The organism is Pseudidiomarina salinarum (genome assembly GCF_000753715.1).
GTDB classification, from domain to species: domain Bacteria; phylum Pseudomonadota; class Gammaproteobacteria; order Enterobacterales; family Alteromonadaceae; genus Pseudidiomarina; species Pseudidiomarina salinarum.
This window is the reverse complement of sequence record NZ_JPER01000001.1, coordinates 1,052,731-1,073,921: the sequence shown is the minus strand read 5'-3', so window position 1 is coordinate 1,073,921 and position 21,191 is coordinate 1,052,731. Positions and strand designations below refer to the sequence as shown.

Sequence of the window (21,191 nt, the reverse complement as noted above, 5' to 3'; positions counted from 1 at the left end):
TTATCTGATGCCACAGGTGATGCATAAGTCATGCCAGCTTTATGGTTCGTTTTTTACGGCGCGGCGCTACTTCAGGCATATCAGGGTATACAGCAGGTGTGCGCTAATTAAGATGAGCCGAGGACGGGGAAAGTTTAGCGGGCAGGAAAATAAAAAAAGCACTCCGGAGAGTGCTTTTTTGTATGGTTTTCACTAATTAATGTTGGTTTTGACCAACAGCAGTCCGTTTAGCGCTTCAGTGGTTTGAAATCGCGCTTGGCTTCGCCGGTATACAGCTGACGGGGACGGCCTATCTTCTGGCTCGATTCGCTCATCATCTCGTGCCAGTGCGAAATCCAGCCGACAGTACGCGACAGCGCAAAGATAACGGTGAACATATTGGTCGGAATACCAATCGCTTTGAGGATGATACCTGAGTAAAAATCAACGTTAGGGTAGAGTTTCTTCTCAACGAAGTACTCGTCTTCCAGCGCGATACGCTCAAGTTCCATGGCTACATCAAGCAGCGGATCTTTGATGTTTAGTTCTTTCAGTACTTCATGGGCACTTTCACGCATTACTGTAGCACGCGGGTCAAAGTTCTTATAAACACGGTGACCAAAGCCCATCAGCCGGAACGGATCATTTTTGTCCTTCGCCCGTTCAATGTACTCAGGAATGTTATCAACGCTGCCAATTTCACTTAACATACGCAGGCAGGCTTCGTTGGCACCACCATGGGCTGGTCCCCATAACGAGGCAACGCCAGCTGCGATACAGGCATAAGGGTTAGCGCCTGAAGATCCAGCCAGACGAACGGTCGAGGTTGACGCATTTTGCTCATGGTCGGCATGCAGGGTAAATACCCGATCCATGGCCTTGGCAACGACAGGACTGATTTCATAGTCTTCGGCCGGTACTGAGAACATCATATTCAGAAAGTTCTCTGAGTATGACAGGTCGTTACGCGGATAAACAAATGGCTGGCCGATGCTGAATTTATACGCCATAGCAGCAATAGTCGGCATTTTAGCGATAAGGCGGTAAGCACTGCGCAGACGCTGTTTTTCATCGTGAATATCAAGGTCATCGTGATAAAACGATGACAGGGCACCGGTGACGGCACAGACCATGGCCATCGGGTGCGCGTCACGGCGGAAACCGTTGAAAAAGCCGTGCAGACCCTGATGAACCATCGTGTGATTGGTAATGGTTTCTTTAAATTCTTCGTATTCTTTTTCGTTCGGCGCTTCGCCGTGCAACAGCATGTAACAGACTTCAAGGTAGTCTGCCTGAGTTGCCAGCTGATCAATCGGATATCCACGATGCAGGAGAATACCTTGATCACCATCAATATAAGTAATCTTTGATTCGCATGAACCCGTCGCTAAAAAGCCCGGGTCGAAGGTGAAGTAACCATGCTTGCCTAAAGTACGCACGTCAACTACATCATAGCCGGCTGTACCAGTTAATACTGGCAATTCAATGGATTGGCCGTCAATCTGCAGGGTGGCTTTACGATCAGCCATAAGGAAATCTCCTTGTTTGAGTCTGCTTCATCACTAAAAAGAGCGCTAGTTTTACTTCATTTTAACGGTGTTTGTCAATTCAAACGGCCGTTTAAACCAGTTTAAGCAGCAGGATAAGACTAAGGTCGGATAGATTATTGTAATCGACTTTAGTGCAGTGATCGAATCTCAAAAAAATTACGTTTTTAACGGGAAAGCGCCTGTCAGAGAATTGTAATTGGCGCCATTGGCTTATATACTTTGGCGGCGATCTCACAGGGTCCTCTTCGCGGGGGATGTTTGAAGTTCCGAGCATGTTTACAATGCTTTTCCTAAAGGCACAACAATCGTGAAAAAACAAAGACCTGTACATTTAAACTTGTTAACTATCCGTCAACCGGCGGCGGCCATCAGTTCAATTCTTCATCGTGCATCCGGCGTTATTATGCTGTTTGCTGTGGTATTGCTGGTCTGGGCTTTAGCCGTGTCACTGCAGTCTGCTGAAGGCTTTGCGACCGTGCATGAGCTGTTTTCCGGCTGGTTCGCTAAATTTATCGCCTGGGGTATTCTCACCGCACTGGGTTATCACATCCTGGCTGGTATTCGTCACATGGTGATGGATATGGGCTACTGGGAAGAGCTTAACTCAGGCCGCATCAGCGCTATTACTTCGTTTGTGCTGGCGATTATTCTTTCGATTCTGGCAGGAGTCTGGTTATGGTAAGAGCAGCTGGAACATTTGGCCGTAGCGGCCCTCATGATTTTATTTTATTACGCGCCAGTGCCATCATTTTGGGGCTATATACGATTTTTCTGTTGAGCTTCATGGTTGCAGCTGACGAAATCACCTACGCCGTCTGGACTAACTTTTTTGCTGGCCTGGGCGTGAAGCTCTTTACTATGCTCGCTTTAACCGCCGTACTTATTCACGGCTGGATTGGCACCTGGCAGGTACTAACCGACTACGTAAAAATCGCCGGCTTACGAGCTTTTCTTCAATTTGTTTTCAGTGTTTCACTTATCATTGTCTGGTTAGCCGGTCTGTTGGTAGTGTGGCCTGTGGAGGGTGTGTGAAGTGAGCGTACAAACTCTCGAATTTGATGCCGTTGTAATCGGCGCTGGTGGTGCAGGCATGCGTGCCGCACTGCAAATTACTGAATCAGGGCTGACTTGTGCACTGATGTCCAAAGTTTTCCCAACCCGTTCCCATACTGTGTCAGCGCAGGGCGGTATCACCGTAGCCCTGGGTAATGCCCATGAAGATAATTGGGAATGGCACATGTTCGATACCGTCAAAGGTTCGGATTATATCGGCGATCAGGATGCCATCGAATATATGTGTAAGGCCGGCCCGGAAGCCATTCTTGAAATGGAAAATATGGGTCTGCCATTCTCGCGCTTTGAGAACGGTAAAGTTTATCAGCGGCCGTTTGGTGGTCAGTCTAAAGCCTTCGGTGGCGAGCAGGCTGCCCGTACTGCTGCTGCTGCCGACCGTACTGGTCATGCGCTGTTGCACCTGCTGTATCAACAGAACATTAAAAACAATACCACCATTTTCTCTGAGTGGTATGCGCTGGATCTGGTGAAGAACCAGGATGGCGCGGTAGTCGGAACCACCGCGTTAAACATTGAAACCGGTGAAATCTTCTACATCAAAGCCAAGGCGGTTGTATTAGCTACAGGTGGTGCCGGCCGGATTTATTCGTCTACCACGAACGCCCACATCAACACCGGCGACGGCGTTGGTATGGCCCTGCGTGCTGGCGTGCCGGTGCAGGATATGGAAATGTGGCAGTTCCACCCAACAGGTATTGCCGGCGCTGGCACACTGGTAACCGAGGGTTGCCGTGGTGAAGGTGGCTACCTGCTGAATAAAGATGGCGAGCGCTTTATGGAGCGCTACGCTCCGAATGCCAAAGATCTGGCCTCACGCGATGTCGTGGCCCGTTCTATGATGACTGAAATTCGTGAAGGCCGTGCTTTCAAAGGCGATTCAGGTCCTTATCTGAAGCTGAAGCTGGATCACCTCGGCCGTGACGTGCTGGAAAGCCGTCTGCCTGGCGTTTGTGACCTGGCGAAAACCTTTGGTCATGTTGACCCGGCTGAAGAGCCCATCCCGGTTGTACCAACCTGTCACTATATGATGGGCGGTATTCCGACTAACGTTGACGGTCAGGCGCTGTACATTGATGACAACGGTCAGGCGACTGCTGTGCCTGGCTTGTTTGCCTGTGGCGAAATTGCCTGCGTATCAGTACACGGTGCCAACCGCCTGGGCGGTAACTCGCTGCTAGACCTGGTGGTATTTGGCCGTGCCACCGGCCTGCACCTCGGTGAAGTTCTGGCGGCAAATAACGATGTTCTTGATGCCACTCAGGATGATATAGACGCTGCATTGGAGCGTATTAACCGCTGGGAAAATAACCGGGACGGTGAAGATCCGGTGCAAATTCGTAAAGACCTGCAAAACTGCATGCAGATGAACTTCTCGGTATTCCGTGAAGGCGACGCAATGAAGGAAGGTCTGGAAGAGCTGAAAAAGATTCGCGAGCGTCTGAAAAACGCGCGCCTGGATGACACCAGTAAAGAATTCAATACCCAGCGCATCGAGTGTCTGGAACTTGATAACTTAATGGAAACCGCCTATTCCACCGCGGTAGCGGCGAACTTCCGTACTGAAAGTCGCGGCGCGCATAGCCGGGCTGACTTCCCTGATCGTGATGATGACAACTGGCTGGTACACAGCGTTTACCGTCCGGGCGATGAATCTATGGTCAAACGTGAAGTAAATATGCAGCCGAAGCTGCGCGAAGCATTCCCGCCGAAAGCGCGGACTTACTAAGGTTAGGTGAAAACGATGAAGAAATTGAGCATATCAGTTTATCGTTATAATCCGGACGTTGATAATGCGCCTCACATGAAAGATTACACCCTGGAAGTTGATGAAGGGCGTGACATGATGGTGCTGGATGTCCTGCAGAAACTGAAAGAGCAGGATCCGACATTGGCGTACCGCCGTTCATGCCGTGAAGGCGTGTGTGGTTCTGATGGTCTGAACATGAACGGCAAAAATGGCCTGGCATGTATTACGCCGTTATCAGCCCTCAAAGGCAACAAAATCGTGATCCGGCCACTGCCCGGTTTGCCGGTTATCCGGGACCTGATCGTTGATATGAGCCAGTTCTATACTCAGTACGAGAAGATCAAGCCGTATCTGATTAACGATGACAAAACGCCGCCAGCACGCGAGCGTCTGCAGTCACCGGAAGAGCGGGCTAAGCTTGATGGTCTGTACGAATGTATCTTGTGCGCATGCTGCTCAACTTCATGTCCATCGTTCTGGTGGAACCCGGACAAGTTTATTGGTCCGGCTGGCTTGCTGCAGGCTTACCGTTTTCTGATCGATAGTCGCGATACGGCAACTGAGCAACGATTAGACGATCTTGATGATGCATTCAGCGTGTTTCGTTGCAAAGGTATCATGAACTGTGTCGACGTTTGCCCGAAAGGGTTGAACCCAACCAAGGCTATTGGACAGATCAAATCCATGCTATTGAGTCGGGCGATTTAATAAAATCGCTCTGATTTGCTATAGTTGTGGCCGAGCTGTATCGAAATAGCCATCCAGCTCGGATGGCTATTTTTTTATAAACAAGTGTGAAGGAACAGCGATGCAAGATGGCGTAATGCAAGCCTGGCTAGAATCCTCCCACCTTGCCGGTGGTAATATGGCTTATATCGAGGAGCTCTTTGAGCTATACCTCGACGATCCAACATCCGTCAGTGATGAGTGGCGAGAGTTTTTCGATCAACTTCCGCGCGATGATTCCAATCGCGATATCAAGCACAGCCTTATCCGCGATGAGTTTCGCGAAGCAGCCCGAAATAAGCTGAAACAGGCTGGTAGTACTGTAAGCGGACCGGATTTTAAACAGGTCAAAGTACTGCAACTGATTAACGCGTATCGCTTCCGCGGACACCAGCACGCTAATCTTGATCCGCTGAATCTCTGGCGCCAGCCGGAAGTTCCTGATCTGTCGCTTGCGCACCACGATCTCTCGAAAGATGATTTTGATACCGAATTCAATGTGGGTTCGCTGGCAGTAGGCCGCGAAACCATGAAACTGGGTGAAATCCGCGAGGTTCTCGATCGTATCTATTGTGATTCGATCGGTGCTGAGTACATGCATATTGTCTCGACCAAAGAGAAACGCTGGATTCAGCAGCGCCTGGAAGGCGTTCGCGGCACCCCAACCTTTAAAGCGGAACAGCAGCGCAAGGTTCTGCGTGAACTGACAGCGGCTGATGGCCTGGAAAAGTATCTTGGCTCGAAATTCCCGGGCGCGAAACGCTTTTCGCTGGAAGGCGGTGACAGCCTGGTTCCTATGCTGAAGCATCTGATTAGTCGCGCTGGTGAGCAGGGCGGCAAAGAAGTTGTTATCGGTATGGCCCACCGCGGCCGCTTAAACGTGCTGGTCAACGTGCTGGGTAAAAAGCCCCAGGAACTGTTTGATGAGTTTGCCGGTAAGCACGGCGCCAGTAAAGGCTCCGGCGATGTGAAATACCATATGGGCTTTTCATCTGATTTCGCTACACCAGGCGGTAATGTGCATCTGGCGCTGGCCTTTAATCCATCGCACCTGGAAATCGTTAACCCGGTCGTCATGGGCTCGGTGCGCGCGCGGATGGATCGTCTGGACGATAAAGACGGCTCTAAAGTACTGCCTGTTACCATTCATGGTGATGCTGCTATTGCTGGCCAGGGTATCGTGCAGGAAACCTTTAATATGTCGAAAACCCGCGCCTATCAGGTGGGTGGTTCGATTCGTATTGTGATCAATAACCAGGTTGGTTTTACCACCTCGAAGCGCGAAGACGCGCGTTCAACGCAATATTGTACCGATATCGCTAAGATGGTGCAGGCGCCAATATTCCACGTCAATGCGGACGATCCTGAAGCGGTTCTCTTTATTTGTGAACTGGCGTTGGATTATCGCAATACTTTTAAGCGCGATGTCATGATCGACCTCGTGTGTTATCGCCGTCATGGTCATAACGAGGCCGACGAGCCGAGCGCAACCCAGCCACTGATGTATTCAAAAATCCGCCAACATCCGGTTGCGCGAGAACTCTATGCGCAGCGCCTGAAGAAAGCTGGTGTGATTGAAGATGATTATGCTGAAGATCTCATCAGCGATTACCGTGATCAGCTGGATAAAGGCGAGATTGTATTACCTGAATTCCGTGAAATGGAAGCGCACTCGGTAGACTGGTCGCCCTATATCGGCAACGAATGGGATGTCGATTACGACGCCAAGATTAGCAAGGACAAGCTGAAAGAACTGGGCGAAGCGATGAGCTCGGTGCCGGACAGTGTGCCGCTGCATTCACGGGTCCAGAAAGTGTATGACGAGCGCATGAAAATGGCGCGCGGTGAAAAACTGGCTGACTGGGGTTTCGCTGAAACCCTGGCGTACGCCAGCTTGGTTGATCAGGGCTATCATATTCGTCTGACCGGACAGGACAGTGGCCGCGGCACCTTCTTCCACCGCCACGCCGTGCTGCATAATCAGGACGACGGTTCGACCTATATGCCGCTGAACAATATCCGTCCGGAGCAGGGACAGATTGAAATTTATGACTCAGTATTGTCAGAAGCTGCGGTGGTTGCATTCGAATACGGTTACGCCACGGCAGAGCCCAAAGCGATGGTCATGTGGGAAGCGCAGTTTGGTGACTTCGTGAACGGCGCGCAGGTGGTGATTGACCAGTTCCTGAGTTCCGGTGAGCAGAAGTGGGGCCGTTTGTGTGGCCTGACGTTATTGCTGCCGCATGGTTATGAAGGCCAGGGGCCTGAGCATAGTTCTGCCCGGCTTGAGCGCTTCCTGCAATTGTCCGCTGACCATAACTGGTCGGTGTGTGTGCCAAGCACTCCGGCGCAGGTATTTCATATGATCCGCCGTCAGCAGTTGCGTCCGGTGCGTCGGCCGTTGATTGTGATGACGCCAAAATCACTGCTGCGTCATCAGCTCGCGGTATCGGATCTGGATGAGCTGACCACTGGTGTATTCCAGAACGCGATTGGCGAAATTGATTCATTGAAGCCGAAAAAAGTGAAGCGCGTGGTATTCTGCTCAGGAAAAGTTTTCTATGACCTGCTGCAGGAACGCCGCAAGCGTGAACAGGATGACGTCGCTATTGTGCGGATTGAACAGCTTTACCCGTTCCCCGCTGAAGAAGTTGCTGACATTTTGAAAGATTATCAGCATGTTAAGGATTTTGTCTGGTGTCAGGAAGAGCCGCAGAACCAAGGCGCGTGGTATAGCAGCCAGCATCATTTCCGCGGTGCCATTCCGAAAGGCGCAGATCTGACTTATGCAGGCCGTGAGGCGTCAGCCGCCCCTGCAGTCGGTTATTTGTCTGAGCATAATAAACAGCAGCAACGATTAGTCGATGACGCACTAACCATTAAATAGGTGATATTGACCATGGCTATAGAGATTAAAGTTCCTCAACTCCCTGAATCTGTTGCAGATGCAACAGTAGCGACCTGGCATGTAAAGCCCGGTGATAAAGTTTCACGCGATCAGAACCTGGTCGATATTGAGACCGATAAGGTGGTGTTGGAGGTTGTCGCTCCTGAAGATGGCGTGATTGATGAAATCATTGCTGACGAAGGCACTACGGTAAATGCTGAAGAAGTCATCGGAAAGATGAAGAAAGGCAATGGTGATTCTTCTGGTGATGACTCGGATTCGTCTGATAAGAAAGAGAAGAAAGACGATAAAGAGAAAGAAGACAAAGAAGACAAAGAAGACAAAGAAGAGAAAGAAGACAAAGACAGCGATAACGGCGACGAGAAAAAAGATAAAAAAGAGAAAAAAACCGCGGATAAGAAGTCATCCGGCGGCGAAAAACTCGAAGTGAAAGTGCCGACTCTGCCTGAGTCTGTATCGGACGCAACTATTGCCACCTGGCACGTTAAAGCTGGCGATAAAGTAACCCGCGACCAAAATCTGGTTGATATCGAAACCGACAAGGTTGTGCTTGAAGTGGTGGCACCGGCCGATGGCGTACTGGCTGAAATCAAGCATGATGAAGGCGACACGGTTGGCGCTGAAGATGTGATTGGCATTGTCGAAACCGGCGATAGCGGTAACGGCGAAGAAGATAAGTCAGAAGACAAGTCAGAAGACAAATCTGAGAGCAAAGACAAAGAGTCAGATGAATCGGACGCCAGCGATAAAGAAGTTGCTGGCCCGGCGGTTCGTCGCCTGCTGTCTGAGCATAACCTGAGTGTCAGTGATGTAAAAGGCACCGGCAAAGGTGGCCGCGTCACTAAAGAAGACGTCGAGAAACACGTGAAAGAGCAATCAAGCAAAAAAGACAGCGATAAGAAAGACGCTGGTAAAATAGCAACCACAACAACTTCAGGCGACCGTGACCAGAAACGGGTACCGATGACGCGTCTGCGTAAAACTATCGCGAAGCGTCTGCTGGAAGCGAAAAACGCAACTGCCATGCTGACGACGTTTAACGAAGTCAATATGAAGCCGATCATGGACCTGCGCTCGAAGTACAAGAAAGAATTTGAAGAGCGCCATGATACCCGTTTAGGTTTCATGTGTTTCTATGTTAAAGCGGTGACTGAAGCGCTCAAGCGGTTCCCTGAAGTGAATGCTTCACTGGACGGCGATGACATCGTTTATCACAACTATTTTGACATCAGCATTGCGGTATCAACGCCACGTGGTCTGGTAACCCCGGTATTACGTGACACCGATAAGATGAGCATGGCTGATGTCGAGAAGAACATCAGAGAATTGGCTGAGAAAGGACGGGATGGCAAGCTGACCATGGATGACATGCAAGGCGGCAACTTCACCATTACCAATGGCGGAGTATTTGGCTCGTTGCTGTCGACACCAATTCTCAACCCACCACAAAGCGCAATCCTGGGTATGCACAAGATTCAGGATAGGCCTATGGCGGTTGACGGTAAGGTGGAAATCCTGCCGATGATGTACCTGGCATTGTCATATGATCACCGGATCGTTGACGGTAAAGAGTCGGTTGGCTTCTTAGTAGCCATCAAAGAATTGTTAGAAGATCCGCAGCGTATGTTGCTGGATATTTAACTCTTGGGTAAGCAGCCCGCAGGGCTGCTTTAAATGTTCAAACGAATTGGAAAAACATCATGAACTTGCATGAGTATCAAGCCAAACAACTATTCAGAGAGTTTGGTTTGCCAGTATCTGAAGGTTACGCAGTAGACACTGCTGACGAAGCGGTAGAAGCGGCCAAGAAAATTGGCGGTGACCGCTGGGTAGTTAAAACTCAGGTTCACGCTGGCGGCCGCGGTAAAGCGGGCGGCGTAAAACTGGTATCCAGCCTCGACGAAGTACGTGAATTCGCTAATAACTGGATCGGCAAAAACCTGGTCACTTATCAAACTGACGAAAACGGCCAGCCAGTTGCTAAAATCCTGGTAGAAAGCCTGACTGATATCGACCAAGAACTGTATCTGGGCGCGGTAGTTGACCGTGCGACACGTAAGATTGTGTTCATGGCGTCTACTGAAGGCGGCGTTGAAATTGAGAAGGTTGCTGAAGAAACCCCTGAGAAGATTCTTAAAGCCATTATTGACCCGACTGTTGGCGCACAGCCATACCAGGGTCGTGAACTTGGTTTTAAACTGGGTCTGAACCAGGATCAGGTCAAGCAATTTACCAAGATCTTCATGGGTCTGGCTAAAATGTTTGAACAGTATGATTTCGCACTGCTGGAAATCAATCCTCTGGTTATCACTGAACAGGGCAACCTGCATTGCTTAGACGGCAAAATCAACATCGACGGCAACGCTTTGTACCGTCAGCCGAAAATCAAAGAAATGCATGATCCGTCACAGGATGATGAGCGTGAAGCCCGTGCCGCCAAGTGGGAACTGAACTATGTAGCCCTTGATGGCAACATCGGTTGTATGGTTAACGGTGCTGGCCTGGCAATGGGTACTATGGACATCGTGAAGCTGTCTGGCGGCGAGCCGGCGAACTTCCTGGATGTTGGCGGCGGCGCGACCAAAGAGCGCGTATCTGAAGCATTCAAAATCATTCTTTCTGACAACGCTGTGAAAGCGGTTCTGGTTAACATCTTCGGCGGTATCGTTCGTTGCGATATGATCGCAGAGGGTATTATCGGCGCGATCGAAGAAGTTGGCGTTAAAGTACCCGTTGTTGTGCGCCTTGAAGGGAACAACGCAGAAAAAGGTCGGGATAAGTTAAAAGAGAGTGGCCTGAACATCATCGCAGCTGAGAGTTTGTCTGATGCGGCTGATAAAGTGGTTGCTGCGGCAGGAGGTCAATAATGAGCATCTTGATCGATAAGAACACCAAAGTTATTTGCCAGGGTTTTACTGGCGGTCAGGGTACTTTTCACTCTGAGCAAGCTATCGCTTACGGAACGCAAATGGTTGGCGGTGTAACGCCAGGCAAAGGCGGCCAGGAGCACCTGGGTTTACCGGTATTTAATACCGTACGTGAAGCCGTTGAGCAAACGGGTGCGACAGCATCAGTAATCTACGTCCCGGCGCCATTCTGTAAAGATTCAATCATCGAAGCGGCGGATGCCGGTATCGAACTGATTATCTGTATCACTGAAGGCGTACCAACGCTGGATATGCTCTATGTGAAAGAATATCTGACACATAAAGGCGTACGCATGATTGGACCAAACTGCCCGGGTGTGATTACTCCTGATGAGTGCAAGATTGGTATCATGCCTGGTCACATCCATAAGAAAGGGAAGGTGGGCATTGTTTCACGTTCAGGAACCCTGACTTATGAAGCGGTCAAGCAAACCACTGACGAAGGCTTTGGCCAGTCAACTTGCGTTGGTATCGGCGGTGACCCGATTCCGGGCTCAAACTTCATTGATATTCTGAAGTTATTCGAAAAAGATCCGGAAACTGAAGCCATCGTGATGATTGGTGAAATCGGCGGTACTGCAGAAGAAGAAGCTGCAGAGTACATCAAAGAAAACATCAGCAAGCCTGTGGTTTCTTACATCGCTGGCGTAACAGCTCCTCCAGGTAAGCGCATGGGCCACGCCGGTGCAATTATTTCTGGCGGTAAAGGTACTGCGGACGAAAAATTCGCTGCCCTTGAAGCTGCTGGCGTGAAAACTGTACGTAGCCTTGCTGATATCGGCAAAGCACTCCGTGAAAAAACTGGCTGGTAATTTTACCGCCGGTAATCGGACCCCTGAAAGGCCGCTCAGTGATGAGCGGCCTTTTTTATTGCTTGAAGCTTAAAATGTTAACCCGTATTGTCGGTATTTATTGTCCTGACAGAGTTCATTGACCTAACAACATGAAGATGCTGACAAAATTTACCGGTGGTCCGCTGGCAACCGGTACCTTTACGCTCCTTGCGCTGATTGCCTTCGCCGGCAACTCGGTGTTATGCCGGCTCGCGCTGGCCGACGATAGCATTGATCCGGCCAGTTTCACGGTGATCAGGCTATTGTCGGGCGCAATCATACTGGCGCTGATTATTCTTGTTAACCGGCGGCCACAGATTAGCGGGCAAACGGGGAGCTGGACTGGCGCGGCAATGCTTTTTGTTTATGCGGTAGGATTTTCCTACGCCTATGTGTCGCTGGATACCGGCGTTGGCGCGCTGATCCTGTTTGGTGCTGTGCAATTGACGATGATTCTCACCGGTCTGGCTACCGGCAATAAAATTCGGCACCCGGAGTGGGCTGGCCTGATTCTGGCATTTGCCGGATTTGTTTACCTGATTCAGCCGCGGTTGACCGTGCCGGAGTCAGCCGCCGGCGTGGCGATGATGACCCTGGCCGGAATCGCCTGGGGATGTTATTCACTCAAAGGGCGTGGCTCCCTAGGGGCTATCAACGATACCGCTTATAACTTCTTCCGGACTATCCCTTTTGTACTGGTACTGGCATTGGTTACTCTTGATGGCGCGTACTGGTCCCAGACCGGCTTATTGCTGGCGGTGGCATCAGGTGCAGTAACCTCCGGTATTGGCTACGCGCTCTGGTATATAGCGCTGCGTAATTTGTCAGTGACCGTAGCCGCGGTCGGTCAGCTGTCAGTGCCGGTTATCGCGGCAGTGGGAGGTGTTATTTTTGCCGGTGAACTTATCACTATGCGGATGTCACTAGCAGCGGTGCTGGTGCTGGGGGGCATTTTTATCGTGGTGATGAGTCGTTACCGCCACGCCAGGATGGTGGCCCGTGAAGGAAGCTGAGTACCGACGTCTACGCTTGGCTTATAGGCGCGCCATACTGGGTGCTACAGCGCTTAATCTGGTTATTGGTGTAGCAGCAGTGCTGATCTGGTTTAAATGGCAGCAGCCGAGTTTTCTGGATCGTGGGCAACTATTCCTTATTTTGCCGCTGTTGCTGATCTGGGCGATTCTACTGAGAAAATTTCCGCTACGCGTTTATCAGATCCGCCGAGATCTTATTTCCCGCCGGGTCGAAACTGTCATTGGCGCCGGGGTGCTGCATCCGAAGCCCGGCTTTCGATTGTTCGCGCCGCCACGTCAGGAATTCACCGTTGATGGTATCTCGTTTAGTGCCGACGGCCTGTCGGTCAGTGAGCTCTATCTTGGCAAAAAAGTACTGGTGCGCTATGGCTGTCATTCGGCTAGCTTATTATCCGTGCAGGAACTTGATAGCGGCAAGGTAAGGGCAGGCACCGGAATCGAATTCAGTGATCAGGAGATTGCTATACTCAAGCTGATGCGTGCCGGCAAATCCGATAAGCTCATCGCCCGTGAACTCGATCTCAATCCCACCACCATCCGCACCTATAACTCCAACCTGTACCGCAAGTTGTCGGTAACCAGCCGCAAGGCGGCTGTAGCTGAAGCCCGTCGGCTTGGCCTTTATGATGTTAACTGACATCAACTGACATCAGCGCAGGCGACCTCGCTGCACAAGCCCTTTATGCTGCTGCAAACAAAAACTGGCAGGTAAGAGGGAAACATCATGCTGAACAGCAAGTTAGCAGGGCCATGGAGTCGTAAACAGGGCTTCGCGATATTAATTAGTTTTGTGGTTATTTACTTTGGCCTGTCCTGGTTGAGTATGCTGGCGGTGAAATACACCATCGGCTTTGCCGCGTTGTGGGGCGACAGCAAATCACCACCGGCTATATTGTTAACACTAAGCCAGCTGCTTAAGGCACTGGTTATTCTGGCTGTGATCTGGTCGCTGGCACTAAAGCGTTATCAGGTATCCTGGTCGGCGCTCGGTTTTCGCAGGGTATCGGTGCGATGGCTTTATCTGGCAGCAGGCATTGCCATCGCTGGTTTTCTGCTCCGTATTTTACTGGCCAAAGTGATGGTGTTCGCGGTGCCGGACTGGGCCGCCTTTGCGGCAGCGCCGATTCAGCTTGCCGGCACCAGCACTCTGCAACTGATACTTTTTCTGGTTATGACGGTGCTGATCACGCCGGTGGTCGAGGAGGTTTTTTTCCGCGGCTTTCTGTTCCAGTGGATGGCAAGTCGGCACCGGCTCTGGTTAGCCGCCTTGATTAGTTCGGTCATGTTTGGTGCGTCACATATTATTCCGCCCCAGGCTATCAGCGCCGCGTTGATGTCGCTGTTAATCATCTACCTGTTCGTGGCCAGCAAGTCGCTGTGGCCGCCGATTGTTTGTCATATCGTGAATAACCTGCTATCCGTTAGTGGTAACTTATTGATTCCACTGTTGGAGGCAGGTTGATGGAAATCAAGCTGAAACGCATTTATGACGAACCTGCGGATAATGACGGACGCCGGATACTGGTCGACAGGATCTGGCCGCGGGGCCTTTCTAAGGATGAAGCACAGCTGGACGAATGGATGAAAGATATCGCGCCATCGGATCAGCTGCGTCAGGACTTTCATGATGACGAATTGAGCTGGGGCGAGTTCCGTAACGCTTATCTGCAAGAACTTAAGCAATGCCGCAATGAACTTGAAGCGCTGATCGAACTTTGCAAACAGGACAAAGTTACCTTGCTATATAGCTCTAAGGACGAGCAACACAATAACGCAGTCGTGCTGAAAGATTATTTAAAAATGCTTGAGACAAACTGATCCGGACCACCTGGCTGCGATATACAATAGGGCGGTGAATTAACCTTTTTGGGTATGTGAGGACGATGTATGGCGATGGATTTATTGTTTGTGCTGATCGGGGTAGCTTTACTGACTGGCGGCGGTGAGGTTCTGATCCGTGGCGCACTGGGCGCGGCTAAACGACTTAACGTGTCGCCATTGCTGAGTGGCCTGGTTATCGTCGGTTTCGGTACCTCGTCACCGGAATTGGTCGTTTCTATTGATGCGGCCATCAATAACCAGCCTGATATAGCTATCGGCAACGTGGTCGGCAGTAATATTGGTAATATTCTGCTGATTTTAGGGCTCTGTGCGATGATTTCACCGATGGCGGTCAAGCCGCTGGCGCTGCGTCGTGATGCCATTACCGTGGTGGGTGCCAGCGTGCTGTTCATGGTGCTGGTTGCCGGCAGTGCCTTAGCTCGCCCTGACGCTTTTATTTTACTCCTTTCGTTAGCAGCCTACCTGGTTTGGGCTTACTGGACTGAGCGTGGTCACAATTTGCCGTCAGGTGAAGTGTATCTGGCGGAAGCTGAGGAAATTACCGCGGTACCTCAGTCTGTATGGGTTACCACGGGCGCGGTATTGCTTGGTCTGGTGTTGTTAATCGGCGGCGCCCGTATTCTGCTGCATGGTGCGGTATCTATTGCCGAAGACTTTGGCGTATCAGAAGCAGTTATTGGTTTAACCCTGGTTGCCGTAGGTACCTCGCTGCCTGAACTTGCTATCTCGGTAATTGCGGCATTCCGACGCCATGCTGATGTGGCAGTGGGCAATATTCTGGGCAGTAATATCTTTAACCTGCTGGGTATTCTGGGCATTTCTGCGCTGCTGCAACCGCTGCCGGTCGCCGCGCGCATTGTCCAGTTCGATCAGTGGGTTATGTTAGGTACCGCGGTACTTTTATTAGTCTTCCTGTATACTGGACGGCGGCTAAGCAGGCTCGAAGGAGGCATACTGTTCAGCGCTTACATTGGTTATATCCTGCTGAGCTTTTACGCCTTCTGACACAACGAGGAGAAAATTCATGTTGAATATCAACTTGCTGGATACGGATGCGATTGCGGTTCTGGAGCCCAAGGGAAAGCTGTCTGAAGCGGACTTCAAATTCGCGTCGGATGTAATCGATCCCTACGTAGAAAAATCAGGTGGCTTAAAGGGTATTATTATTCGCAGTAAAGAATTTCCCGGCTGGGATTCATTCTCTGCTCTATCTGAGCAGGTAAATTTTGTTAAAGACCATCATAAGAAGATTTCGCACGTGGCCGTGGTTACCGACTCATCATTGGCCGGTTTGGCGGAAAAAGTCGGTGGTGGTTTGGTTGACGCGGAAATTAAAACATTCTCTTATGGGGAGCTTGAACAGGCGAAATCCTGGATCCTTGCGGCGCACGGTGAATAAAAAAGGCGCTTCATGAAGCGCCTTTTCACCATTATTTTGGCTGGCTGCTGTTACGACTTATCGGAAAGGGTGGTGACATATTCCGCTTCAAGCACCTGGCCTTCAAACAGATCATTATTGATCTGGCCGCTTACGCTTACCACGTCGTTTACCTTGATCTGCTGATAACCTTCCTCGTCCAGCGGATCGTACGACATCTTGTCGGTTTTAACGGTCATCAGACGTGCAGCACTATTGATGGTAAATTCATTTGCTTCGGGATCAACCGATGTTACGGTGCCGTGAACGGTCGCTTCTGCGATCTCGACAGGTGCCGAAAGCATAAATCGTGGCGTGTCTTCATCGACCACACTGGCATAGAAGGTGGTACCTATATTTTGTACATAAATGCTTCTGGCATCGATGGTGGTAGTTTCATAAAAGTGATCATCAATAAGACCTGAAACGGTTACTTTATCATCGGGCAGTAGCTGATAAGCGCTCGCATCACGGTCAGCATCGTCCATTTCGACGGTTATAGTGCCGTCACCATAATCGAGAGTAAAGCTGTCGGTAGCGACCGATTCTACAGTACCACTAATCTGTATCCAGCTGTCATCAGGTTGTTGAGAAGGGTCCTGGCTCCATGCCGGGGCGCAAAGTAAAACACTGGAAATCACTGCAACCAATTTGCTGGTGTACATAGTTTCCTCCTTGGGTTTCAAAGGACATGAATAAAAGAGGCGCTTTAAAGCGCCTCTTTACGGTATTTTCCGCCATCTACTTGCCGTCTGCCGTTAGGGATGGTCGTACAGGGTCGTGACATAATCAGCTTCAAATACCTGACCTTCAAATAAATCATTATCAATCTGGCCGGTCACGCTAACCACATCATTTATGCTCACCTGTTGGTAGCCTTCGTCGTCAAGCGGGTTATAAGGCATTTCATCCACTTCGACTGTTACCAGGCGGGTGCCGGTGTTTAGCGTAAATTCGTCAGCAATAGGATCAACCGCTGATACGGTACCGCGGACAGTTGCTTCAGAAACGGTTACGGGCACAGAAAATGCGAAGATTCGATCTTCTTCATCAATCGCGCTGGCGTAAAAGTAGGTGCCGATATTCTCTACGTACACACTACTGGCGTCGATGGTGGTGGTTTCGAAAAAGTCGTCATCGATAAGGCCTGAAACCGTTACTTTATCATCTGGCAATAGTTTGTAGGCGTCGGCATCGCGGTCGGCATCGGTCATTTCGACAGTAATGGTGCCGTTACCGTAATTAAGAATAAAGCTGTCGGGCGAAACCGACTCTACCGTACCGCTGATCTGTATCCAGGTATCGTCAGGCTGTTGATATGGGTTCTGGCTCCATGCCGGAGCGGTAAGTAAAACACTGGAAATCACTGCAACCAATTTGCTGGTATACATAGTCTCCTCCTTTTGTTTTAACTAGCTCAAAATGTATTTACTAGCCCTATAAACATAGGAGAGCCTCTCTGATACTGTCAAATAAGGGACCGGGCGAGTCTTGTTGGCGGCGGGGTTGCCTGTTATATTCATGTTGCCTAAGCGCCGGAAAACTAAGTGAAACAAGGATGATCTATAAATGAATATAAATATGACTCTTGTAGGGCAGGGAATTCTGCTTATCGCGATAATTTTTGGCTTGATAAGCTACTACCTGGGCAGACGAAAAACGACTAATCCGGTTATTGCGGGTTTTATCGGGTTTGTATTATCACTAGTACCATTACTTGGAATTATTTACCTGGCCATTCTGGTACTGAAAAAAGATGTCAATGAGCCACTGCGGCATTCAGCCTGATCACCCCTTAGACGCTTACGGAGCCCGGCAATGAAAAAAGTTATCTTACTTATTTTATTGATTGCAGCGGCCTGGAATTTTTATCTGACTGAGGCGCAGCGGGTCAACGTGAAACAAAGCGTTGAAGAATACACCCAGCCCGATACCCTCAACAGAGTTCTCACCGGCAAAGCTCCGCGCTACGCTGCGAAACAGTCTGCATTTCGTTGTGACGGGCGCCAGTACTGCAGCCAGATGAATTCGCGCGCAGAGGCCGAGTTCTTCTTAAACCATTGTCCTGACGTCAAAATGGACGGCGATGGTGACGGTGTTCCTTGCGAAAATGATTCGCGCTTCTAGACTTAACTATAACGAATACGGCCAGTTGGTTGCTGAGGTAGATGAGCATGGAGTCAGGGATACTGACGGATAAACGGATATTAGTTACGCACGCGGAACGTTTTATGGGGCCGGCGCTGGTTGATGCGTTCAGACGCCAGGGCGCCACCGTGATTGCCGACAATGACGATTTAGGTACTGCCGATGCAATCAACGAAGTTATAGCCAGCGCCGGTGACATTGATGTGCTGGTTATTAACCTGGCTATTGCGGCACCGACCAGCCGCCTTACTGAGGTTGAAGATGACGAATGGCAAAGTGTATTTGCCACTTTGGTTGATCCGTTGCCACGCTTATTTAAAGCCGTACTGCCGGCGATGATGGAACGCCAGCGCGGAAAGATTCTGCTGATGGGCAGTGCCGCAGCGTTACGAGGCATGAAACGGACCTCAACTTATAGCGCTGCCCGCGGTGCCCAACTAGCCTATATTCAGGCAGCGGCAGTTGAAATGGCACCGCATAATATTCAGATCAATGCGATTGCCCAGAACTTTGTTGATAATCCGACTTATTTCCCCGCTGAGGTGCAGTCCGATCCGCGTTTTCAGGCACGACTTAAACGCGAAGTGCCGTTGGGTCGACTGGTTTCTGCCAGCGAGGATGCTTCCTTTGCCGCCTACCTGTGCAGTGACCAGGCCGATTGCTTTGTAGGGCAGGTGTTTCCGGTTACTGGCGGCTGGATAAATCGCTGAAACCATAAGGAGAATTTTATGAATACTGATATGAGCTTAACGGGTGTAATTGCCCGCAACTGGTGGACGCTGTTGCTGCGCGGGCTGATTGCGCTGGCCTTCGGTATTTTCATTTTCTTGCAGCCTGATATTTCATTAACGGTACTGATCCTGGTTTTTGGTATTTTCATTTTCGCCGACGGTATCCTCGGTGTATGGACGGCACTGGCCGGGCGCAAATCTGATGAAGACTGGTGGGTCTGGTTACTCTGGGGGCTGATCGGTATTGGCATTGGTATTCTTGCCTTTTTAGCCCCGGACATTACCGCGCTGGCGCTGCTGTTTTATATCGCTATCTGGGCCATCGCTACCGGGGTACTCCAGTTGGTAGCCGCGATCCGGCTGCGCAAAGAAATTACCGGCGAGTGGCTGCTGATTATCGGCGGCATCGCTTCCGTATTGCTGGGCGTTCTGCTGATAGCGCAACCCGGAGTCGGTATTCTGGCTTTGCTCTGGTTGCTGGCGGCCTACGCCGTGTTATTTGGTCTGATTATGATATTTCTGGCATTTAAAGCGCGCGCCTTTGGCCGCGAGTCAGTCCGTTTATAACCGCGTCAGCTATGCTGTTAATTCTTATGTTCGATAATGAGGAGCATCCTAGTGCTGAAATTCGATACGGAAAAAAAGAAACGTAATTATCTGGGCATTGCCTGGCTGGTCGCTATGTTTGATGCGCTGGCCTATTTACCCGTGGGGCTCGGAGTGTTCACGATATGGCTGTTGGGGCCGGCCCAGGAATATGGCAGTGACGTAGGCTGGCTGTTTTTGGTGATTTCGGCGTTTTGCCTGATCATCTGGGTTGCCGCTATTGCTTACCTGGTCATGAACAAGCGTTTTTCGGTGGACAACTTTCCGACCGCATTAAGATATAGCTTACTGCCAATGCTCGGGATGGGCGTCGCCGCTGCCGGTTTATTGCTGGTTTTTATCGGGTTTCTGATGGGTAGCCTTGGTAAGGCCTATTAACGCCATGGCTGACGCATGAGTAGCAAAAAGCTGTTATTCAGCTTAGCAGCAGGGGCGGGCATAATCTGGGTGGCCGCTCATTTTTATGATGCGTCAGTTACGGAAACCGTCCGCGTCGTTATGCAGAAAACCGATGGTACGCATTGGTCGGTTCATTATGAGCTTGAACAGCAAACTGACCGGCTGGTATTCGTCCGCGCTCCCGATCATACCCGGGTTAATCGATGGCAGCCGGTTTCCGATCAATTTATGGTGGCGGTAGATACGGCGACCAATGAGGAATTTCTGGCTCGCCGCGATGGCCAGCCGTTCGATCAGGTCAGTATCAGTCTCACGCCGACTTACATTCCGCTACTTAAAGATTACGCTCCTTTTTCTCCGTTTACTGATGGCGGCATGGCCTGGTTTTCGGGGCGCTTTAAGGTGTGTCCGCTGACCTGCGATGATGCCAGACGGCTGACCTACGATTTTCGGATGGAGGCGCAGCGGCTGGATTATATTCGCCTGCCCGGTTTAAGCGGGCAGCAGGCGGTAAGCTGGCAGGAGTCGGCTGACGATGGCTATATGGTTTATGTGGGGCCGCTGGCACCCGCTATAACCAAGCTGGAGACCATTATTGATCCCGGGCTGCCGCCGGCGTTGCAGGCAAGTTTACAACGTGACCTGCCGCCGCTTATGGGCTATTTTTCGGATCGACTCGGAGCACTGAACGAGCGGCCGATGATTATGGCTTCGTTCAGTAGTACCAGTGACGGGCGCTATGGCCAGCAGGGCGGGGTTATCGGCTCACAGCTGTTCGTTCACTGGTACGGGCATAGCCTGTATGAGCGAATGAAAAATAACGACTTCGTCAATGAGACCCTGTGGTTCTTCGCCCATGAAGTGGCCCACCTGTTTCAGGGTAATTTATTCAGTAATGAAGACTCCTGGATTCATGAAGGCGCGGCTGAGTTTATGGCCTATGAGTACCTGCAAAGTCAGGGCATGAGTGATACCTTTCTAAGCCAACAGCTGGCATCGGCGCTAACCTTGTGTGAAGAGCCGTTAACCGATGATTTGTTTGCTAAACACTACGCCTGCGGGTTGGTGGTTGCCAGCCGTATCGATAGTGAACTGAAAATGAATTACCCCCTTGGTTTGTTCCGGCTCTGGGAGCTCTATCAGCTGCACGTTGAGCAGCACCCGGATGAAGTCGGGGCTGATGCCTACTTCCGGATTCTTGCCGAACTGACGTCCCAGAACTTCGCCAACAGTGTACGAAGTTATCTGGAGCGCCAGTTCAGCGCCTGAC

Annotated in this window: 22 protein-coding genes and 1 pseudogene; 20 read left to right on the top strand and 3 right to left on the bottom strand. The window is 50.6% G+C overall.

What is annotated here, in order from left to right; all coding sequences use genetic code 11:
• Positions 1-227: 227 nt before the first annotated feature.
• A complete protein-coding gene (locus IDSA_RS05185) occupies positions 228-1,508 on the bottom strand; it encodes a citrate synthase (protein WP_034774767.1) in 1,281 nt (426 codons plus the stop codon).
• A gap of 328 nt (positions 1,509-1,836) precedes the next feature.
• On the opposite strand from IDSA_RS05185, the gene sdhC reads away from it, so the two are divergent.
• The 14 genes from sdhC (at position 1,837) to IDSA_RS05115 (ending at position 16,019) form a co-directional block, all read left to right on the top strand.
• Positions 1,837-2,211 (top strand): succinate dehydrogenase, cytochrome b556 subunit, encoded by a 375-nt coding sequence (gene sdhC / locus IDSA_RS05180; RefSeq protein WP_034774765.1) that lies wholly within the window; start codon positions 1,837-1,839, stop codon positions 2,209-2,211.
• A complete protein-coding gene (gene sdhD / locus IDSA_RS05175) occupies positions 2,205-2,561 on the top strand; it encodes a succinate dehydrogenase, hydrophobic membrane anchor protein (RefSeq protein WP_034774764.1) in 357 nt (118 codons plus the stop codon). The genes sdhC and sdhD overlap by 7 nt, the downstream gene beginning before the upstream one ends.
• A 1-nt stretch (position 2,562) precedes the next feature.
• The gene (gene sdhA / locus IDSA_RS05170; protein WP_034774760.1) at positions 2,563-4,329 is read left to right on the top strand and encodes a succinate dehydrogenase flavoprotein subunit; all 1,767 of its coding nucleotides are present in this window, start codon (positions 2,563-2,565) and stop codon (positions 4,327-4,329) included.
• A gap of 15 nt (positions 4,330-4,344) precedes the next feature.
• Positions 4,345-5,058, top strand: a complete 714-nt coding sequence (locus IDSA_RS05165; protein WP_034774758.1) for a succinate dehydrogenase iron-sulfur subunit — start codon at positions 4,345-4,347, stop codon at positions 5,056-5,058.
• 100 nt (positions 5,059-5,158) lie between these two features.
• Complete coding sequence (locus IDSA_RS05160; RefSeq protein WP_034774757.1) at positions 5,159-7,963, top strand: 2-oxoglutarate dehydrogenase E1 component; 2,805 nt, start codon at positions 5,159-5,161, stop codon at positions 7,961-7,963.
• Positions 7,964-7,975: 12 nt separating this feature from the next.
• A complete protein-coding gene (gene odhB / locus IDSA_RS05155; RefSeq protein ID WP_034774754.1) occupies positions 7,976-9,625 on the top strand; it encodes a 2-oxoglutarate dehydrogenase complex dihydrolipoyllysine-residue succinyltransferase in 1,650 nt (549 codons plus the stop codon).
• A gap of 59 nt (positions 9,626-9,684) precedes the next feature.
• On the top strand, positions 9,685-10,851 hold the full coding sequence (gene sucC, locus IDSA_RS05150) for an ADP-forming succinate--CoA ligase subunit beta (RefSeq protein ID WP_034774752.1): 1,167 nt from the start codon (positions 9,685-9,687) through the stop codon (positions 10,849-10,851).
• Positions 10,851-11,723, top strand: a complete 873-nt coding sequence (sucD, locus tag IDSA_RS05145) for a succinate--CoA ligase subunit alpha (protein ID WP_034774748.1) — start codon at positions 10,851-10,853, stop codon at positions 11,721-11,723. The genes sucC and sucD overlap by 1 nt, the downstream gene beginning before the upstream one ends.
• 131 nt (positions 11,724-11,854) lie before the next feature.
• Complete coding sequence (locus tag IDSA_RS05140; protein WP_084694041.1) at positions 11,855-12,757, top strand: DMT family transporter; 903 nt, start codon at positions 11,855-11,857, stop codon at positions 12,755-12,757.
• Positions 12,744-13,415, top strand: a complete 672-nt coding sequence (locus tag IDSA_RS11805; RefSeq protein ID WP_051986075.1) for a response regulator transcription factor — start codon at positions 12,744-12,746, stop codon at positions 13,413-13,415. The genes IDSA_RS05140 and IDSA_RS11805 overlap by 14 nt, the downstream gene beginning before the upstream one ends.
• Positions 13,416-13,502: 87 nt before the next feature.
• Positions 13,503-14,240: a CPBP family intramembrane glutamic endopeptidase gene (locus IDSA_RS05130; RefSeq protein ID WP_034774746.1), complete on the top strand. Its 738-nt coding sequence runs from the start codon at positions 13,503-13,505 to the stop codon at positions 14,238-14,240.
• A complete protein-coding gene (locus IDSA_RS05125; RefSeq protein ID WP_034774745.1) occupies positions 14,240-14,596 on the top strand; it encodes a DUF488 domain-containing protein in 357 nt (118 codons plus the stop codon). Before IDSA_RS05130 ends, IDSA_RS05125 begins: the two co-directional genes overlap by 1 nt.
• A gap of 69 nt (positions 14,597-14,665) precedes the next feature.
• Positions 14,666-15,625: a calcium/sodium antiporter gene (locus IDSA_RS05120; RefSeq protein WP_051986074.1), complete on the top strand. Its 960-nt coding sequence runs from the start codon at positions 14,666-14,668 to the stop codon at positions 15,623-15,625.
• A gap of 19 nt (positions 15,626-15,644) precedes the next feature.
• The gene (locus IDSA_RS05115) at positions 15,645-16,019 is read left to right on the top strand and encodes a SpoIIAA family protein (RefSeq protein ID WP_034774744.1); all 375 of its coding nucleotides are present in this window, start codon (positions 15,645-15,647) and stop codon (positions 16,017-16,019) included.
• Positions 16,020-16,069: 50 nt separating this feature from the next.
• On the opposite strand, the gene IDSA_RS05110 is transcribed toward IDSA_RS05115, so the two are convergent.
• The gene (locus tag IDSA_RS05110; RefSeq protein WP_034774743.1) at positions 16,070-16,702 is read right to left on the bottom strand and encodes a NirD/YgiW/YdeI family stress tolerance protein; all 633 of its coding nucleotides are present in this window, start codon (positions 16,700-16,702) and stop codon (positions 16,070-16,072) included.
• A 93-nt stretch (positions 16,703-16,795) separates the two neighbouring features.
• Positions 16,796-17,428 (bottom strand): hypothetical protein, encoded by a 633-nt coding sequence (locus IDSA_RS05105; protein ID WP_034774742.1) that lies wholly within the window; start codon positions 17,426-17,428, stop codon positions 16,796-16,798.
• 178 nt (positions 17,429-17,606) lie between these two features.
• Here IDSA_RS05105 and IDSA_RS05100 point away from each other — a divergent pair, with 178 nt between their 5' ends.
• From IDSA_RS05100 to IDSA_RS05075, 6 genes and pseudogenes are all read left to right on the top strand, one after another.
• Entirely contained in the window at positions 17,607-17,825 is a 219-nt protein-coding gene (locus tag IDSA_RS05100) for a hypothetical protein (protein ID WP_034774741.1), read from the top strand.
• Between the two features lie 198 nt (positions 17,826-18,023).
• A pseudogene (locus IDSA_RS12195) lies at positions 18,024-18,164 on the top strand (excalibur calcium-binding domain-containing protein); the annotation flags it as partial.
• Positions 18,165-18,211: 47 nt separating this feature from the next.
• A complete protein-coding gene (locus IDSA_RS05090; RefSeq protein WP_034774738.1) occupies positions 18,212-18,895 on the top strand; it encodes an SDR family oxidoreductase in 684 nt (227 codons plus the stop codon).
• A gap of 18 nt (positions 18,896-18,913) precedes the next feature.
• Positions 18,914-19,483, top strand: a complete 570-nt coding sequence (locus IDSA_RS05085) for an HdeD family acid-resistance protein (RefSeq protein ID WP_198024036.1) — start codon at positions 18,914-18,916, stop codon at positions 19,481-19,483.
• A 51-nt stretch (positions 19,484-19,534) separates the two neighbouring features.
• Entirely contained in the window at positions 19,535-19,900 is a 366-nt protein-coding gene (locus IDSA_RS05080; protein ID WP_034774736.1) for a hypothetical protein, read from the top strand.
• 15 nt (positions 19,901-19,915) lie between these two features.
• Positions 19,916-21,190, top strand: a complete 1,275-nt coding sequence (locus tag IDSA_RS05075; RefSeq protein WP_034774735.1) for a hypothetical protein — start codon at positions 19,916-19,918, stop codon at positions 21,188-21,190.
• The last annotated feature ends 1 nt before the right edge of the window (position 21,191 follow it).

Bases quoted from the DNA above. Each gene is read 5' to 3' on its own strand.
- IDSA_RS05090 (WP_034774738.1), top strand. From the start codon at position 18,212: ATGGAGTCAGGGATACTGACGGATAAACGGATATTAGTTACGCACGCG.
- sucC (WP_034774752.1), top strand. From the start codon at position 9,685: ATGAACTTGCATGAGTATCAAGCCAAACAACTATTCAGAGAGTTTGGT.
- IDSA_RS05075 (WP_034774735.1), top strand. From the start codon at position 19,916: ATGAGTAGCAAAAAGCTGTTATTCAGCTTAGCAGCAGGGGCGGGCATA.
- IDSA_RS05140 (WP_084694041.1), top strand. From the start codon at position 11,855: ATGAAGATGCTGACAAAATTTACCGGTGGTCCGCTGGCAACCGGTACC.
- IDSA_RS05105 (WP_034774742.1), bottom strand. From the start codon at position 17,428: ATGTATACCAGCAAATTGGTTGCAGTGATTTCCAGTGTTTTACTTACC.
- IDSA_RS05115 (WP_034774744.1), top strand. From the start codon at position 15,645: ATGTTGAATATCAACTTGCTGGATACGGATGCGATTGCGGTTCTGGAG.
- sdhD (WP_034774764.1), top strand. From the start codon at position 2,205: ATGGTAAGAGCAGCTGGAACATTTGGCCGTAGCGGCCCTCATGATTTT.
- IDSA_RS05185 (WP_034774767.1), bottom strand. From the start codon at position 1,508: ATGGCTGATCGTAAAGCCACCCTGCAGATTGACGGCCAATCCATTGAA.
- odhB (WP_034774754.1), top strand. From the start codon at position 7,976: ATGGCTATAGAGATTAAAGTTCCTCAACTCCCTGAATCTGTTGCAGAT.
- IDSA_RS05130 (WP_034774746.1), top strand. From the start codon at position 13,503: ATGCTGAACAGCAAGTTAGCAGGGCCATGGAGTCGTAAACAGGGCTTC.
- sucD (WP_034774748.1), top strand. From the start codon at position 10,851: ATGAGCATCTTGATCGATAAGAACACCAAAGTTATTTGCCAGGGTTTT.
- IDSA_RS05160 (WP_034774757.1), top strand. From the start codon at position 5,159: ATGCAAGATGGCGTAATGCAAGCCTGGCTAGAATCCTCCCACCTTGCC.
- IDSA_RS05120 (WP_051986074.1), top strand. From the start codon at position 14,666: ATGGCGATGGATTTATTGTTTGTGCTGATCGGGGTAGCTTTACTGACT.
- IDSA_RS05125 (WP_034774745.1), top strand. From the start codon at position 14,240: ATGGAAATCAAGCTGAAACGCATTTATGACGAACCTGCGGATAATGAC.
- IDSA_RS05110 (WP_034774743.1), bottom strand. From the start codon at position 16,702: ATGTACACCAGCAAATTGGTTGCAGTGATTTCCAGTGTTTTACTTTGC.
- IDSA_RS05100 (WP_034774741.1), top strand. From the start codon at position 17,607: ATGAATATAAATATGACTCTTGTAGGGCAGGGAATTCTGCTTATCGCG.
- IDSA_RS05165 (WP_034774758.1), top strand. From the start codon at position 4,345: ATGAAGAAATTGAGCATATCAGTTTATCGTTATAATCCGGACGTTGAT.
- IDSA_RS05085 (WP_198024036.1), top strand. From the start codon at position 18,914: ATGAATACTGATATGAGCTTAACGGGTGTAATTGCCCGCAACTGGTGG.